At 63.1% G+C, this 15,421-nt stretch carries 12 protein-coding genes; 5 read left to right on the top strand and 7 right to left on the bottom strand.

What is annotated here, in order from left to right:
* Nucleotides 1-19: 19 nt before the first annotated feature.
* On the bottom strand, nt 20-1,618 hold the full coding sequence (gene murJ, locus AAE484_RS13625; RefSeq protein WP_445928859.1) for a murein biosynthesis integral membrane protein MurJ: 1,599 nt from the start codon (nt 1,616-1,618) through the stop codon (nt 20-22).
* Between the two features lie 209 nt (nt 1,619-1,827).
* Here murJ and AAE484_RS13620 point away from each other — a divergent pair, with 209 nt between their 5' ends.
* The 5 genes from AAE484_RS13620 (at nt 1,828) to AAE484_RS13600 (ending at nt 8,545) form a co-directional block, all read left to right on the top strand.
* Nucleotides 1,828-3,027, top strand: a complete 1,200-nt coding sequence (locus tag AAE484_RS13620) for a TolC family protein (protein WP_341938955.1) — start codon at nt 1,828-1,830, stop codon at nt 3,025-3,027.
* Between the two features lie 26 nt (nt 3,028-3,053).
* Nucleotides 3,054-3,455, top strand: coding sequence for a hypothetical protein (locus AAE484_RS13615; RefSeq protein ID WP_341938954.1), 402 nt, complete (start codon nt 3,054-3,056; stop codon nt 3,453-3,455).
* On the top strand, nt 3,445-5,025 hold the full coding sequence (locus AAE484_RS13610) for an efflux RND transporter periplasmic adaptor subunit (RefSeq protein WP_341938953.1): 1,581 nt from the start codon (nt 3,445-3,447) through the stop codon (nt 5,023-5,025). The genes AAE484_RS13615 and AAE484_RS13610 overlap by 11 nt, the downstream gene beginning before the upstream one ends.
* A gap of 48 nt (nt 5,026-5,073) precedes the next feature.
* A complete protein-coding gene (locus AAE484_RS13605; protein WP_341938952.1) occupies nt 5,074-8,160 on the top strand; it encodes an efflux RND transporter permease subunit in 3,087 nt (1,028 codons plus the stop codon).
* Nucleotides 8,161-8,260: 100 nt separating this feature from the next.
* Nucleotides 8,261-8,545: a YebG family protein gene (locus tag AAE484_RS13600; protein ID WP_341938951.1), complete on the top strand. Its 285-nt coding sequence runs from the start codon at nt 8,261-8,263 to the stop codon at nt 8,543-8,545.
* Between the two features lie 42 nt (nt 8,546-8,587).
* On the opposite strand, the gene AAE484_RS13595 is transcribed toward AAE484_RS13600, so the two are convergent.
* From AAE484_RS13595 to AAE484_RS13570, 6 genes are all read right to left on the bottom strand, one after another.
* Entirely contained in the window at nt 8,588-9,058 is a 471-nt protein-coding gene (locus AAE484_RS13595; RefSeq protein WP_341938950.1) for an ion channel, read from the bottom strand.
* A gap of 72 nt (nt 9,059-9,130) precedes the next feature.
* The gene (locus tag AAE484_RS13590; RefSeq protein ID WP_341938949.1) at nt 9,131-11,131 is read right to left on the bottom strand and encodes a PhoX family protein; all 2,001 of its coding nucleotides are present in this window, start codon (nt 11,129-11,131) and stop codon (nt 9,131-9,133) included.
* 115 nt (nt 11,132-11,246) lie between these two features.
* Nucleotides 11,247-12,002 carry a phosphotransferase gene (locus AAE484_RS13585; protein ID WP_341938948.1) on the bottom strand — a complete coding sequence of 252 codons (756 nt, stop codon included), beginning with the start codon at nt 12,000-12,002 and terminating at the stop codon, nt 11,247-11,249.
* Complete coding sequence (pnuC, locus tag AAE484_RS13580; protein WP_445928858.1) at nt 11,992-12,624, bottom strand: nicotinamide riboside transporter PnuC; 633 nt, start codon at nt 12,622-12,624, stop codon at nt 11,992-11,994. Before pnuC ends, AAE484_RS13585 begins: the two co-directional genes overlap by 11 nt.
* Before the next feature lies 1 nt (nt 12,625).
* A complete protein-coding gene (locus tag AAE484_RS13575; protein ID WP_341938947.1) occupies nt 12,626-12,874 on the bottom strand; it encodes a YkoF family thiamine/hydroxymethylpyrimidine-binding protein in 249 nt (82 codons plus the stop codon).
* Between the two features lie 348 nt (nt 12,875-13,222).
* On the bottom strand, nt 13,223-15,340 hold the full coding sequence (locus AAE484_RS13570) for a TonB-dependent receptor (protein ID WP_341938946.1): 2,118 nt from the start codon (nt 15,338-15,340) through the stop codon (nt 13,223-13,225).
* Nucleotides 15,341-15,421: the final 81 nt, after the last annotated feature.

Here is a 15,421-nt window from a genome sequence, read left to right as displayed (position 1 = left end):
CACGACGATTTTCCCGTTTTTAGCTGTTTGTGCGGAATTCGCTGAATTTAATGCCAAAAATACGCAAACTGACACCATAAACCGAGAGTCCGGCAAAGCAGAGCAGGGTCAGGCGCCAGACCCGGTTCCACCAGTCCCAGCTCGACCAGTCACTCCACTGCCCCAACAGCGCCAGCAAAACCAGCACCATTGTGCCGTTGGCCAGCGCAAACCTCACCAGGCGTGAACCCCAACCCGGGCCGGGGGTATAGGTGTCGGAGCGGCGCAGGCCCCGATAAAGAAGGAAGGCATTCAGGTAGGCCGACACCGCCGTGGCCAGCGCCAGCCCCACATGGCCGATATTGAAGATGAAGTACAGCGGCAGCACAAACACCAGGTTCAGCACCATATTGGCGGCCATGGCGTAGATGCCGATCCGCACCGGCGTTTTCATGTCCTGACGGGAAAAATAGCCCGGCGCCAGGATCTTCACGAGCATGAAGGCCAGCAGACCCAGAGCGTAGGCCTGGAGGCTGAGCGAGGCCATCTGCATGTCCCGGGCACTGGTCTCGCCGTACTGGAACAGGGTAAACAGAATCGGCTCGGCCAGCAGCACCAGCGCCAGGGCCGCCGGCAGCGCCACCACCAACACGCTACGCAGCGCCCAATCAAGGGTCCGACTGAAGGCCGCCGGATTCTCGGCGGCATGCTGGCGCGAGAGGCTCGGGGTGATCACCGTAGCCAGGGCAATACCGAACACCCCCAGGGGCAACTCCACCAGGCGATCGGAGTAGTACAACCAGGACACGCTGCCGGTGGGCAGGAATGAGGCCAGCACGGTATCCAGCAACAGATTGATCTGACTGACCGACACCCCGAACAGCGCCGGCGCCATCAGCCAGAGAATGCGTTTGACCCCGGGGTCTTTCCAGTCGACCTTGGGAGCGGGCAGCAGATGCAGGCGCCGCAAAAACGGCATCTGAAACAGCAGCTGACAGACCCCTGCCACCATCACCCCCCATGCCAGGGCGTAGGCGGGCGTGTCCACCAGAGGCGCGGCTGCCAGGGCGGCCAGAATCAGGCTCAGATTGAGAATAACGGGAGTGAAGGCGGGAATGGCAAAGCGGTCGTAACTGTTGAGAATGGCCCCGGCGAAACCGGTCAGGGAAATCAGCAACAGGTAGGGGAAGGTCACCCGCACCATATCCACCGTGAGCGCGTACTTGTCGGGATCATTCAGCCAGAAGCCCGGCGCGAACAGGGCCGTGACCATGGGCGCTCCCACCACGGCGAGCACCGTCACCGACACCAGCACCAGCCCCAGACAGCCCGCCACCCGATCCACCAGCGCCTTCACCGCGGCGTGGGTCCCCTGGTGGCGATACTCGGACAAAACCGGTACAAACGCCTGGGCGAAGGCCCCCTCGGCAAACAGACGGCGCATGAAGTTGGGGATCTTGAACGCCACAAAGAAGGCGTCGGCCCCGGCACCAGCCCCGATCACCCGGGCAAATACCATATCCCGCAGCAACCCGAGCACGCGCGAGACCATAGTGAGCACACTCACCAACGAGCTGGAGCGCAATAGACTGGGCGCCGGTTTGGGCGAGTCGGAAGCCGATGATTTCAATTCAGACACATTCCTTCCTGCAATCAGAGATGACCCGCGCATTATCCACACTCCGGTCACCGAGATACAGTGCCAGGAAACAGAGGAGCGATACGGCACCCTGCCCGGTCGCCGCCCCCCCACGCCGGCCTTGTATGTCATAATCAGCCGTCTCGTCGTGACGCCGTTATCCGTCGCGTCATCAAAACCCATTCCGGTTTTCTGGTAGGAGCCTAGCTGTGCACCGATGCACTCCCCACCTCTTCTGCTTCTTTTTGCTGGCGTCCAGCCTCGCCAGTGGCGCCCCGCCCCTGACGGAAGAGGAGGCGGTCCGCCTCGGTCTCGAACAATCGGACGCGTCCGACCGCTGGGACGCCCACGCGGACCTTGCCCGGGGTAAGCTCGAATCCGCCGGCCGCTGGGCCAACCCCGAAATCGAATACAGCCGCGAAACCCTGGAACTGCCAGAGGGCGACTCCGAAGAGGACACCTGGTCGATCCGTCAGCGCATCAACCTGGCCGGCGTTGACGGGCTGACCCGGGAAGCGGCCCGGCACCAGTACCGGGCCGCTGGCATGCGCAACGACTACGCCCGACTGGAATGGTCTGCCGATATTCGAAGCCGCTTTTACCAGGTTCTGGCGGCCCGGCGAGACGCCGAACTGGTCGCCGACTGGCACCGGCGTTTTTCGGAGTTGACCGAAGCCATCGCACAACGGGTGGAAGCGGGCGACGCTTCCCGCTATGAACTCAGCCGTCTGCAACAGGAGCTGGCACTGCTCGACGGTGAGCGACTGCAGACGCAAGCCGAAGCGATGTCGGCCCGGGACCGACTCACGCAGCTGATTGGCGAGAGCGACCGCCCGCTGACAGGCCGCCTACTCCCGCCCCGGGCACCGGACGCCGGAGACACCCTCGCAGAGAGCCCGTTGTTGCAGGCGCTGTCAGCGGAAGCCGAGAGCGCCGCCGTGCGCGCACGCGCCGCCGAACGCCAACGCTGGCCGGAACTGACCCTTGGTGTGGGCCGCAAAGAGGTGACCGAACCCGGTTTTCAGGCCGAGGGGAATGTGGTATCCGTCGGGCTTGAGATTCCACTGTTTGATCGGAACACCGGTGAGGCCCGCACCCAGCGCAGCCTCGCGCAACAACAACGGGCAGACCGGGCCCTGGCCCGCGCCGAGCTCACTACCCGCCTCCAGACGCTGCAACGTGCCTTGAGGGCCCAGCGGCAGGCCGCCCTGGCGCTGCAACGGAACACAGAGACAGACTCAAGCTCGCTCTCGGACATCGCCGAAAGCAGTTACGCCGCCGGCGAGCTCAGCATCGCGGAACTGATCGACGCCCACCGCTCGGAACTTGACGCCCGCCGGGAGGCGCTGCAACGCGAATTGGAAGCCCGCCGCACCTATATCCAACTGAACCTTCTGATATCCAACTGAACCGTCTGACTGACAGGAGATCACCCATGATTTCAATGAAGCCCCTGATGACCCTCGCCGCACTGACCCTGGCTCTGGCCGCCTGCAGCGATGCCGAGCATCCCCATGACGATGACGCCATGCACGAGGACGAGCATCGCCATGAGGAAGGTGCCCATGATGATGAAGGTGCCCATAACGGTGATGAAGCGCACGATCACGGCGATGGAGATGACCATAGCCACGACGGTGATCACAGCCATGATGATCACGACCACGCCTCGACCGAAGCCTACTACGGGGACGAGGCCGAACAGGCCGACACCGAGGGTACAGTTACCGACGCAGAGCACCACGACGGCGACCATGACCAAGAACACGACGACCAGGAGCACGAACACCACGATGGCGACCACGAACACGGCGAAGACCACGATCATGCCCATTGATTCACGCGCCCGGGCATTGGGTCTGGGGTTGGCTCTGGGATTGGGTCTGGCTCTGACCCTGGCGGGGTGCTCCGACGCCCCGACGGATGATCATGGCCACGCCCACGGTACCGACGGCTCTCATGCGGCCCACGACGAGCACGACACCGGCGCCCGGGTCTACACCGATTTCAGTGACAGCACCGAGCTGTTTGTGGAATTTCCGGCCCTGGTCGCGGGACATGCCTCGCCCTTCGTTGCCCATGTGACCCGACTGAGTGACTTCCAGCCACTGGCCGAAGGGCGGATGGACGTGCTGATCCAGCGCGAAGGACGCTCCGTGGCCCGATTTCGGGTCAATGAGCCGGCCAGCCCCGGCATTTTCCGGCCAACCGTCACCCCCCGGGACGCCGGCGAGTTCACCCTGGTCGTAGAAGTGACTCAGGGGGAGCTGAAGGCCCGGCACACCCTGGGCCGGGTGACGGTTTTCCCGGACGCCCATGCGGCTCAAGACCCCGGCGATCATCCCGAGGGCGACATCCAATACCTGAAAGAGCAGCAGTGGGACAACCGGTTTGCCACCGAGGTGGTCCGGCCCCGGCCCCTGCGGGCCTCGGTGCCCGGTTTCGGGACCGTCACCGCCCCCGCCGATGCCGGCGCCATCGTGCGCGCCCCAGCGGACGGTTACATTGCCACGGCTCAACTGGCTCAGCCGGGCCAGCGTGTGGAGCGGGGCACCCGACTGGGCACCCTGATTCCCCGCTTGGGGAGCGAATCCGATGTGGGCAGCCTGGCACTGGCCCTGGAGCAGGCCCGCTCCCGCCTGACGCTGGCCGAAAAGGATGTCGAGCGGCTGACCGGCCTGCTGGAGGAAGGCGCCATCCCCGAGCGACGCCTGCTCGAAGCACGGCAGGCGCGCGATGTCGCCCGGACCGAATTCCAGACGGCGCGCGCCCGGGTCGAGCAGTATCAGTCCGGAGACACCGAGGCGGGCCTTGCCCTGCGGGCGCCCGTCACCGGAGAAGTCGTCGCCACCGACGCCAGCCCCGGCGCTTTCATCAGGGCCGGGGAGCCCCTCTTCCGCCTGGCCGCGCCCGAGCGGCGCTGGCTCGCCATTCGGGTTCCGGAGCGGTTTGCCGAAGCCCTGGCCCGGAGCAGTGGCGCCTGGCTCGATCACCCCGAGGGCCCGCAGGTGCTGGACGCCGAGCGGGGCGCTCGCGTGGTGCGTCACGACAGCGCGGTGGACCCGCACAGCCGTACCGCCGGCATTACGGTCGAATACCCGGCGGCCATCGGCCCCACCCTGCTCGGTGCCCGGATGCCGGCCCGGGTGTTCACCGAACCGGCCACCGACCGACTGGCCATCCCCCGCCGTGCCGTCATCGACGATGACGGTCGCGCTGTGGTGTATGTGCAGATCAGCGGCGAAAGTTTTGAGCGGCGCCCGGTCGAGCTGGGCGTGCGCGACGGGTCCTGGGTGGAAGTCCTTCGGGGCCTGGATGCTAAGGAACGGGTAGTCAGTGAAGGGGCCTACCTGGTGAAACTCGCCTCGGTGGGTGGCAGCGATATTGGCCACGGTCACGCCCACTGACCTCCCAATCTCCTAATCTCCCAACCTCCTAAACTCGCGGAGTTTTGCATGATTGACCGAATCATACGCTGGTCGCTGGGCAACCGCCTGCTGGTACTGGCCGCCGCCGGCCTGCTGATGGCTTGGGGCGGCTGGTCCTCGATGAAGGCGCCGGTGGATGTTTTCCCCGACCTGACCGCTCCCTCCGTCACCATTGTCTCGGAAGCCCACGGCATGCCGCCCGAGGATGTCGAGCGCCTGGTGACCTTCCCCATCGAGACCGCCATGAACGGCGCCGGCGGGGTCCGGCGGGTGCGCTCCAACACCGGGGTGGGCATCAGCGTGGTCACCGTGGAGTTCGACTGGGGCACGGATATCTATCGGGCGCGCCAGCGGGTCGCGGAGCGCCTGCAGAACGTATCCCGGGCATTGCCCGAGGACCTGCCACCCCCGGTGCTGGCTCCGGTCACATCGATCATGGGCGAGATTCTGTTCATCGCTCTGAGCTCCGATCGGCACAGCGAAATGGACCTGAAAACCGCCGCCGACTGGCAGGTCCGGCGGCGGCTGCTGGCCGTGCCGGGCGTCGCCGAGGTGATTCCCACCGGGGGCGAGACCCGCCAGTTTCAGGTGGTTGCCTCCCCCGAACGGCTGTCGGCTTACGGCGTCACCCTGAACCAGTTGCGCCGGGCCGTGGCCGATGCCAGCCACAACGCCTCCGCCGGTTTCCTGACCGAGAACAGCCAGGAATTTCTGATTCAGGGCATCGGCCGGGCCCGCACCATCGAGGATCTGGAGCAGGCGGTCGTGACCACCCGGGCGCAGGTGCCGGTGCTGGTGCGCGATCTGGCGGTGGTGCAGACCGGTCCGGCGCCCCGCCGGGGCACCGGCAGCTACAAGGGCGAAGCGGCGGTGGTACTGGGCATCCAGAAACAGCCGGGGGTGAACACCCTGGAGCTGACCGAGCGCCTGGATGGCGTCATCGACGAGCTGCAGGGCTCACTGCCCGAGGGCATGCGGATCGAAACCGACGCTTTCCGGCAGGCGGACTTCATTACCGTTTCCATCGACAACCTCAGCGCGGCGCTGCGCGACGGGGCCATTCTGGTAGTGGCCATCATGTTTCTGTTTTTATACAGCGTGCGGGCCACCGCCATCGCGCTGGTGGCCATCCCCCTGTCGCTGTTGGTGGCGGTGCTGTCCATTCGCTGGCTGGGCGGCACTCTCAATACCATGACGCTCGGGGGCATGACCATTGCGCTCGGCGCGCTGGTGGACGATGCCATTATTGTGGTGGAAAACATCGTCCGGCGCCTGCGCGAAAACGCCGACCGGCCCGAGGATCAGCGACAGTCAGCGCTGCACGTGGTCTCGGCGGCCACCCGGGAGATCGAAGGCTCCATTGTTTTTGCCACCCTGATCATCATTCTGGTGTTCCTCCCGCTGTTTTTCCTCAGCGGCGTCGAAGGGCGGCTGCTGGAACCGCTGGGGCTGGCCTATGTGGTGTCTCTCGCCGCCTCGCTGCTGGTCGCGGTGACCGTCACTCCGGTGCTTTGCCTGCTGGGCCTGCCAGGGAGTCGCACCGTCGCCCATGACCACGACACCCGCCTGATCCGGGCCCTGAAATCCGCCTATCGCCCCCTGCTGGACTGGTCACTGCGGCGCTGGCGCGTGGTGATCGGCGGGGCTCTGGCCCTGCTGCTGGTCTCTCTGGTGGGGCTTTCCTTCGCCGGACGTGGTTTCTTACCCGAGTTCAACGAAGGCAGCCTGACCCTGAGTGCGGTGACCCTACCCGGCACCTCGCTGGAAACCTCCGATTCCATCGGCCAGCGGGTGGAAAACATTCTGCTGGAGCAACCGGAAGTGGTCGCCACGGCCCGACGCACCGGACGGGCCGAACTGGATCCGCACGCCCAGCAGGTCTTCTCCTCCGAGATCGACGTATCGCTCAAGATGCAGAAGCGGGACAAGGCCGAGCTGCTAGCGGCCCTTCGGGAGGAGTTCGCGCTGCTGCCCGGCACCAACGTCATTATCGGCCAGCCCATTTCGCACCGCATTGATCACATGCTTTCCGGTACCCGCGCCAACATTGCCATCAAGCTCTTTGGCGATGACCTGTTCGAGCTGCGCTCACTCGGTGGTCAGATCGAATCCCTGGTCAGCGAGGTTCCGGGCGCGGTGGACGTCGCCATGGACGAGCAGAGTCAGATCCCGTTTGTCACCGTGCGCTTTGACCGATCCGCCCTGGCCAACTACGGGATGACCATGGCCGAGGCCGCCGACGCCCTGGAGACGGCCTTCAACGGCACCACCGTCGGCCGGCTGCTGGAGGGAGAGGCGAGCTTTGATCTGGTCGTGCGCCTGCCGGAAAGCGCCAAAGAGAACCTGGACACCCTGCGGGAAACCCAACTCACGCTCGCCTCCGGTGCCCAGGTGCCCTTCTCGGCGTTGGCCGACATCCGGCGCGAGCGGGGACCGAACACCATCACCCGGGAGAACGTCCAGCGCCACCTGGTGGTCATGGCCAACGTGGCCGAGCGGGACCTGATCAGCGTGGTAGAGGACATTGAGCGCACCCTCGACGCCAACATCGAGCTGCCGACCGGCTACCGGTTGGAGTACGGCGGCCAGTTCCAGAGCGCCGAAGCCGCCAGCACCCGGCTGCTGTTACTGGGCGCGCTGGTCATTGCCGGCATTTTCTTTCTGCTGGTGGCCGCTTTCGGGCGCGCCCGGGACGCACTGTTGGTCATGCTCAACCTGCCACTGGCACTGATTGGCGGCGTGGCGGGCGTCTGGTTCGCCGGAGGCGTCGTCACGGTGGCCGTACTGATCGGCTTTATTACCCTGTTCGGCATTGCCACCCGCAACGGCGTGATTCTGATCGACCATATCGGCCGCCTGATTCAGGATCAGGGGCTTGCCCCCGCTCAGGCCGTCCGCCAGGGGGCCGAAGAGCGGCTGGTGCCCATCCTGATGACCGCCCTTGCCACAGCGCTGGCGCTGGTCCCCCTGGCCCTGGCCGGAGGAGAACCCGGTAGCGAGATTCAGGCCCCCATGGCGATTGTGATTCTCTGGGGGCTGCTCAGCTCCACCGCCCTGAACATGCTGGTGGTGCCGGCCATGTACCTGCGCTTCGGTGGCATCAGTTCTCGCTGATCGGTTGGGCTGACAATTGCCCAGCGCACCACCAAGAGTTGACAAGTCGCCCTGCAATCAATACTGTATAAAAAAACAGTAATGACCCAGGAGGTAAACCATGGCTGTAGTCGCCGTTTGGAAATGTGATCGGGATGGCAAGATGTTTGACGATAAAAAAGCCGCGGAAGCGCACGACAAAATGCTGGAGCTGGCCGCCAATATCACCGAGCTGATTGAAAGCTCCATTGACGGCATCAGCGAGGAACACAGTGAGGCCATTGGTCTGCTGTTGGCCGAGCGCCGTGATCAATTGGCCAAAGCCTGCAAGGGTAAGCCCGAAGCTCTGCTTGAAGAGTCCGAGGGGCAGGCCGGAAACGTCACGCCGCTGGCTTCCAATCAGTAGTATGGCTCACTGGTTCAGGGATGAACCTCTGATCTACTTCCCTCAAGCCTTATCACTGCCCCAGGCCCGGTTCATGACCAGGTAACTGAACGAGGCCGACCAGGTGATCATCATGAAGCCCACCAGGGCCTCGGTGCCCGCCAGAAAACGTATATCCCCAACGGCCACTAAATCCCCCCATCCTGCCGTCGTGTAGTTCGCGACCGAAAAATAGACGCAGTCGAGCAGACTCAGTTCCCCGTACCCCTGAATCACGCCGTACCCTTCAAGATCCAACAACCACCAGAACGCAAAGCCGAACAGCCAGATTTCCACCACATGGGCCAACAGCAACACAAACATGGTGAACAATACAATGGGACGGACCCGGTGGTTATGACCGAATCGCCGATGACGCCCGACATGCCAACGGTTGAGCCACTGGATCACTTCATAGTGAAAAACCACGTTCAGCGCCACCACCAGAGACGTGGTGACAACCGTAATGAGAGATGAGTGCAGGGCGAAGTCCATCAAGCGCTCGCTGTCTGAGTGGCAGTCGGTGAACCCAAAGTTTACGTCAACCCGCGAGTCAGCGTCGAATCATCAGGTGCCGATCACACCACCGTCATCCTTGGTGATCAACACCGTGGTGGAGCGCGGGCGGGTCTTGCCGTCGCTCGCCGGGTAACTGATGCCCGGGTGCTGGACGTTGATCCACAGGGTTGTGCCATCCGGGGTGCCGGTCACGCCGGTGATCTCGCACCCGGACGGCCCGGTGAGGAAACGGCGCACTTCGCGGGTGACCGGGTCGGCGCAGAGCATCTGGTTGGTGCCCATGGCGTCGTACACGGACTTGCCATCGCTGAAGTCGGTCTGAATCCACAACCTTCCTTCCGGATCAAACCAGAGACCGTCTGGACAGGCAAAGATATCGCCCTCAATGGTGCCGTACTGGTGGTCGGTTTTCCAGGACTCACCCGCCGGGGGCTGTTCACCGGCCAACAGGAACAGCTCCCACTCGAAGCGGGTGGCGTGCGGGTCGCGGTCCCGCTCGCGCCAGCGAAGGATCTGGCCGTGGTGATTCTCCGGCCGAGGATTGGCGGCGTCGACCGGCTGATCGGGATCCACACCCCGATCGACGTTGTTGGTGAGGGTGACATAGCCATCCCGGGTAAAAGGATTGACGGCGACCCATTCGGGCCGGTCCATGGGTGTGCCGCCCAGGGCGTCGGCGGCGCTTCGCAGGTTGATCAGCACGTCGGCCTGGGAGGCAAAACCGTCGGCCTCGGTCAGGCCCGGCTCGCCCCACACCAACGGACGCCACTCGCCCGTCCCATCCTCGTGATAGACGGCCACATAAACGGTTCCCCGGTCGAGCAGATCCCGGTTGGCCCGGGGATCATCCGGATCGAAGCGCCCCTCGGGCACAAATTTGTAGATGCACTCGCCCCGGGAGTCTTCGCCGGAATAAAACGCCAACCGACCATCCGGGTGCTGCACACAGGTGCAGCCTTCGCGCACCATCCGGCCAAAGGCGGTGCGCTTGACCGGTTGGCTCTGGGGGTCGAAGGGGTCCACTTCCACCACCCAGCCGAACCGGTTGGGCTCGTTGACATAGCCACCGTGAGGCTGGTCAGGTTTAGGCGTGGCATCAAAACGCGGGTCGGCGGATTCCCAGTAGTTGTAGTGACTGTTGGGACCGGCAGCGATACCGAAGCGATGATGCTCCCGACGCTGGGCGTGATCATCCAGGTCGCTGTTGGCAAAATAGTTTTTCCAGTTTTCCTCGGCGATCAGATAGGTTCCCCAGGGAGTGACTCCCATGGCGCAATTGTTCAATGTGCCCAGCACTTCCGTACCCGTGGGGTCATCGCGGGTTTTCATGGCGTCGGCGCCTGCGGCGGGACCACTGATCCTCATCGGGGTCGTGGCGGTCAGGCGGCGGTTGTACTGGGAGGGATAGAGCCGCTCCCAGTGCCCCCAGGGGTCGCGGCGCACTTCAACAATGCTCAGACCGTGTGCCGCCTGCTCTTTGCGCACCTCATCTTTCGGCCGTATTTTTCGACCCTGAGCATCTTCGGTGACGGTCGGCCCCTCGGGGTGAAGCGTGGCGTTGATGTACTCGTGATTGATCACCAGCAGGCCATGCTCATTGGGGGCATCGGGAAAGGGGAAGTAATGCATACCGTCATGGTTCTGGCCGGACTGGCGTTCCTGCTCCAGCCAGTCGTTCCCCGCTCCCGAATCCCAGGGGGTGGCGCCGTTCACCACCGGGTCGCCCCAGCTGAAAAACGGCTCGGCCGCATAGCCCTCGGGCACATCCACCCGGTCGTAATCCGGGTCCTGCGCCACTGGCACCGGGGTGAAGCCGATGGCGGGGCGGGGGCTGTCGGTAAAGGGGGCTCCGTGGCGTCCCATGCCGGGTACGCACGCCGTCAGGAGCGCGGGTGCGGCCAGGTGCGTGGCCAGCAGACCCAACCCGCCTTTGAGCAGGTTGCGGCGGGACCGACTGACTTCGCTCAACGGACGATTGCCGCTGGCATTGATACAGATATCATCAACATCCGCCGCCTCGGCGCGCTGGGTCATCACCGGTTGTTTCATAGCAGGAAGCACCTTCGTCAACTTCTATACCCTCAATGGTGCACCATTCCACCATGGCTTGCCAGCCGCAATAAACCAGCGGTTTGTTGCCGTGGGAAGTTAACAAGCCATTGCCTTAGTGAAGACGTACCACCCGCTCCCAGAGATCATTGGTCCAGTTCGCCAGTTCGTGGATAAAGGGCTCGCGCACCAGAGCGGGATCCAGGCACCAGTAGTCGATATCCGGATGTCCCGGGGCCGCGTACTCCCAGTCGATCAGATACAGCCGCTCGGGGGTTTCCAGGACATTTTCGGGAATCAGGTCGTGGTGGGTCAGACAGGGCGTCCAACCGGCCTGATCAAACGCCCACAGATGTGGGACAAAATTCTGCCATTCGTTACGCAGCTCATCCTCAACCGCCTCGGCCCGCTCCAGTTGCTGCCAGTAATGATTCAGGTAATCGTAGTAGCGCCGCCGGGGCACACTCGGCCGCAAGGAGTGGGCGAGCCGTAAACACTCGAGCAGACGCCGGCGCTGGCCCGGGTCGGCAAAATCCTGCGCGTTCCAGGTGCGCGCTTCGATATGGCGGAAGACGGTAAATCGCTGTTCGGGCTCCCAGTAACAGGCACCGAGGGTCAAGCCGGCATCGGCCACCGTCCGGAGGATCTCGACTTCCCGGTGGCGGTCGATGCCCAGCCTCTGTCCCTGAGGGTTGTTGATCCGCAGTAGCAGGTCGTGCCCGAGCTCGGGTGCCCGAAGCTGGTAGCTGCGGTTGGTTCGCCCTCCCGGCACCGGGCCCATGACTGCCGGGCGCTGTTCCAGTGCCAGCCCCCAGTCTCGCCAGGTGTCGAGCGCCGTCTCGAGCGGCAGAAATTTGTCCTCACCGGGCACTGGCCTGCTCCTGTTGATGGTTTTGGTAATCCCGGTACCAGCTGATCCAGCCGAAAATGGAAATGATCAGATAGGACAGCAGCAACAGGGCGGTCAGGTACATCCCACGATCGATAAAAATGAAGATGGAGGTGCTGTTGATCACCATCCAGTAGGCCCAGTTTTCCAGAACCTTGCGCGCGACCATGAAGGTGGTGACGACCGCTGCCCAGGTGGTGAATGAATCCAGGTAGGGCCAGGCCGCATGGGTAAACTGCGTCAGCAGGGAGCCGGAGGCGGCGCTGATCAGCACGATGCCACTGAGCACCAGGGCGTGTTGGCGCCAGCGCCAGGTGTGCACCGGTAAGGGGGTGTCATTCTGCCCGCCGTGGCGCCACTGCCACCAACCGTAGACGGCCATGGCCATGTAGTAGATATTGAGCCCGGATTCCATCAGCAGCTGCACGTTCCAGAACAGCACGGTGTAGATGGCGGTGCTGGCAAAGCCGGCGTACCAGCACAGTGGGTTCTGGCGCACGGCCAATACCAGATAGGCGATTGCCAGAATCACGGCGACGATTTCCCATCCGGACATCTGGGCCCAGGCGTTGGCGATCTGTTGGGCCGCGTCTTCCACCGTCACGTCAGAGGGCTTCGTGGTTGGGCAGGAATTTGGTGACGAATACGGCTTTGCCGTAGGTTTCGTAGCTGTATTTGAGGCCGTCACGCAGCACATCCATCACCCGGTCGTAGTCGCCGGTGATGAGGGTGCAGGTGGGGACGGTCTGGATTTTGATGCCGTCCTGTTGGTTGAGCCAGTCAATGAATCCTTTGATCGGTGGGATGTAGTCTTCATTGAAGGGGTACATGCTGATTTCGATGGATAGTTTCATGGCAAGGGTCTCTAGTAAATTATCGGTGGCGTGGCCATCAGGAGCATTAAACCAGGACACGCCGTGAATACTTCCATGTAGGCTCGTGTCGCGAATCCCGCTCTCCACGGTCCTGGTTCAATGTCCCTGACGGTCACTTCTCCGAATGTTTGCTTGCGCGTCATGCCTGGTAACGGCGGATGCTGCACCGAAACGTCGGACCGAATCATCAACCCAACCGTTGTTGCGTCGCGCCTCGTTGCGGCGGGTGCGCCTTAGGCTTACCACGCCCTACGGAACGTTGGGTAGGGCGGATAAGCCGCAGGCGCATCCGCCGTTGCCCTGGGTTCAACAAACAAAAAGCCTGGATCAAAACCACAGGGTGGCGTCCACGCCCAGAATACGCGGCTCGCCGAACTGATAATAGGGTTCGGTCTCGTAGCCGTTGCGCGGATCGTTGCCGAAGGCGCCGAAGCCGCGGGTCTGGTACAGCTCGTCGGTGAGGTTGCGTCCCCAGAGGGCCACTTCCCAGCTGTCCGCCCGATAGCCGAGGCGGGCGTTGAGCAGCTCGTAGCGATCCGACTGGGCTTCGTGCCGACTGGAAAAATGGAACGCATCTTTGCCTTCCAGTTCCACCCGCGCGTACCAGTGCTCGGTCAGGTCAAACAGGGCGCCGACGGCGAACTGGTAGTTGGGCGCGTGCGGCAGGTCATGGCCACTGAGATCGTAGGGCTCGCCGGTTTCGTCGTCGGCTTTGACGTGGGCAAAGCTTTCAAAGTTGTCGAACTCGCTGTCCAGCAGGCCCAGACTGGCGAAGACTTCGGTCATGGGGTTGAGCTGCCAATTCACTTCCGCTTCCAGTCCAAGGGCACTGCCGGAGGCGGCGTTGGTGGTGTAGTCGGTGAAACTGCAGGGGCAGTCGTCCCCCTCATTGGGCTGGACCAGTGACTGTTTGGTCTGAACGTCGTCACGGTCCTGATAGAACAGCGCCATTTGAGTCTGCAGACGACGATCCAGGGCGCTCGCCTTCCAGCCCAGTTCGTAATTCCACAGGGTTTCAGTGGAAAACTCCCGGTCTTCGGCGGGAATACTCTGGCTGCTGTTGAAGCCCCCGGCTTTGAAGCCGCGCGAGACCAGGCCGTACCAGCGGTGATCGCGGGCGTCCCGATACTCCAGGGCCAGCTTGCCGCCCCACATGTCTTCTTCGGGGGCAAACACGGCGCCGTCGCTGTCGGCGTAGTCCGCCTCCCGCTGCTCGAAGCGAAGGCCGGTGGTCAACGTCAGGCGTTGGGCTAACGGAATGTCCAGCTGGCCATAGAGCGCCCGGTTTTCGGTGCTGAATTCACTCAGGAAATCTTCGGAGAAGTAGGTGTATTCACGGCGCAGATCTTCGGACTGATCGCGGTAGTAAGCTCCTGCAACCCAGCCCAGTTCGTCCACGGCGTTATCGGAAACCAGGCGCACATCGGCGCTGGTGTGGCGGTTGTCGCGCAGGTAGTTGTCGAAAGAGTTGTAGCCGTCAAAGACACACTCAAAATCTTCGCACAGCCCTTCATAGGCCCAGTCCTCATCGTAGCCGTACTCCAGGTCGGAGTTGGCGTGACTGAGCAGGCCGATCAACCGGTAGGCGTCGGTGGCCTGCCACTCGAGACGCGCCGAGCCGGCGGCGGTCTGCTGGCGATCGTGGCCGGGCTCGTCCGACAGGGTGGTGCGGGTGTTGTCCAGGGAAAAACCGTCGTAGCCGTTATCGACATCGATGTAGAGAGCGGTCAGGTCAAGCGTCAGATCCGCATTGGGCTGGTAACGCAACTTGCCCCGTGCGGTCTGCTCGTCGTAGTCGGCGTTGTCATCAATACCGAGAAACGCATTGCTCTGATAGCCGTCGCTCAGGTGTTGCGACAGGGAGACACGATAACCCCACTGACCGTTGATCGGGCCGCTGACGACGCCGCTGGCGGTGCGGGTGTTGTATTCGGCCAGGGTGGTATTGAGTTCCCCTTCAAACGATTCGGTAGGCGCACCAGAGACCATGTTGATCAGTCCGGCCAGGGCGTTGGCGCCGTAGAGCGTCCCCTGGGGGCCGCGCAGAATCTCAACCTGCTGAATATCCAGAGTGGTGGCGCCGCCGCCAATGCCGGTCATGTCGATGCCGTCGATGATCAGGCCCACCGAGGGGTTGATCGGTTCGACAAACTGGCTGCGCTCACCGATGCCGCGGATCTGGAAAAAGCGGCCGCGCGAGGCGCCGGTAGAAAAATTGACATTGGGCGCGGTATTGAGCACATCGTCCAGATGCACGGCGCTGCGGCTTTTGATGGTCTGCGCATCAATCACGCTGGCGCTGGCGGACAGATCGAGCAGCTGCGCCTGACGAAAGTCAGCTGTGACAATGATTTCTTCGGTGATATCGGAGGGTTGCGCCAGCGCCGCCGAGGCCGTCGTCAAAGCAAGCGCGATACTAACAGCAAGGGTCAATCGATGAGTCATAAGGGATCTCCAAAAAATACGTGGAGATCCGGAATGCGAGCGGGAGTATTTGTAGGAGCCATGGCCAGTATCGGCGTCAAC

It is taken from the genome of Marinimicrobium sp. C2-29, assembly GCF_038419845.1.
In the GTDB taxonomy this organism is placed as follows: domain Bacteria; phylum Pseudomonadota; class Gammaproteobacteria; order Pseudomonadales; family Cellvibrionaceae; genus Marinimicrobium.
The sequence above is the reverse complement of the archived record's forward strand: the minus strand, read 5'-3'. Positions and strand labels throughout refer to the sequence as shown.

Excerpts from the sequence above, each read along its gene's own strand:
- AAE484_RS13615 (WP_341938954.1), top strand. The coding sequence starts at position 3,054 with ATGATTTCAATGAAGCCCCTGATGACCCTCGCCGCACTGACCCTGGCT.
- AAE484_RS13610 (WP_341938953.1), top strand. The coding sequence starts at position 3,445 with ATGCCCATTGATTCACGCGCCCGGGCATTGGGTCTGGGGTTGGCTCTG.
- AAE484_RS13605 (WP_341938952.1), top strand. The coding sequence starts at position 5,074 with ATGATTGACCGAATCATACGCTGGTCGCTGGGCAACCGCCTGCTGGTA.
- AAE484_RS13600 (WP_341938951.1), top strand. The coding sequence starts at position 8,261 with ATGGCTGTAGTCGCCGTTTGGAAATGTGATCGGGATGGCAAGATGTTT.
- AAE484_RS13595 (WP_341938950.1), bottom strand. The coding sequence starts at position 9,058 with ATGGACTTCGCCCTGCACTCATCTCTCATTACGGTTGTCACCACGTCT.
- AAE484_RS13590 (WP_341938949.1), bottom strand. The coding sequence starts at position 11,131 with ATGAAACAACCGGTGATGACCCAGCGCGCCGAGGCGGCGGATGTTGAT.
- AAE484_RS13575 (WP_341938947.1), bottom strand. The coding sequence starts at position 12,874 with ATGAAACTATCCATCGAAATCAGCATGTACCCCTTCAATGAAGACTAC.
- AAE484_RS13570 (WP_341938946.1), bottom strand. The coding sequence starts at position 15,340 with ATGACTCATCGATTGACCCTTGCTGTTAGTATCGCGCTTGCTTTGACG.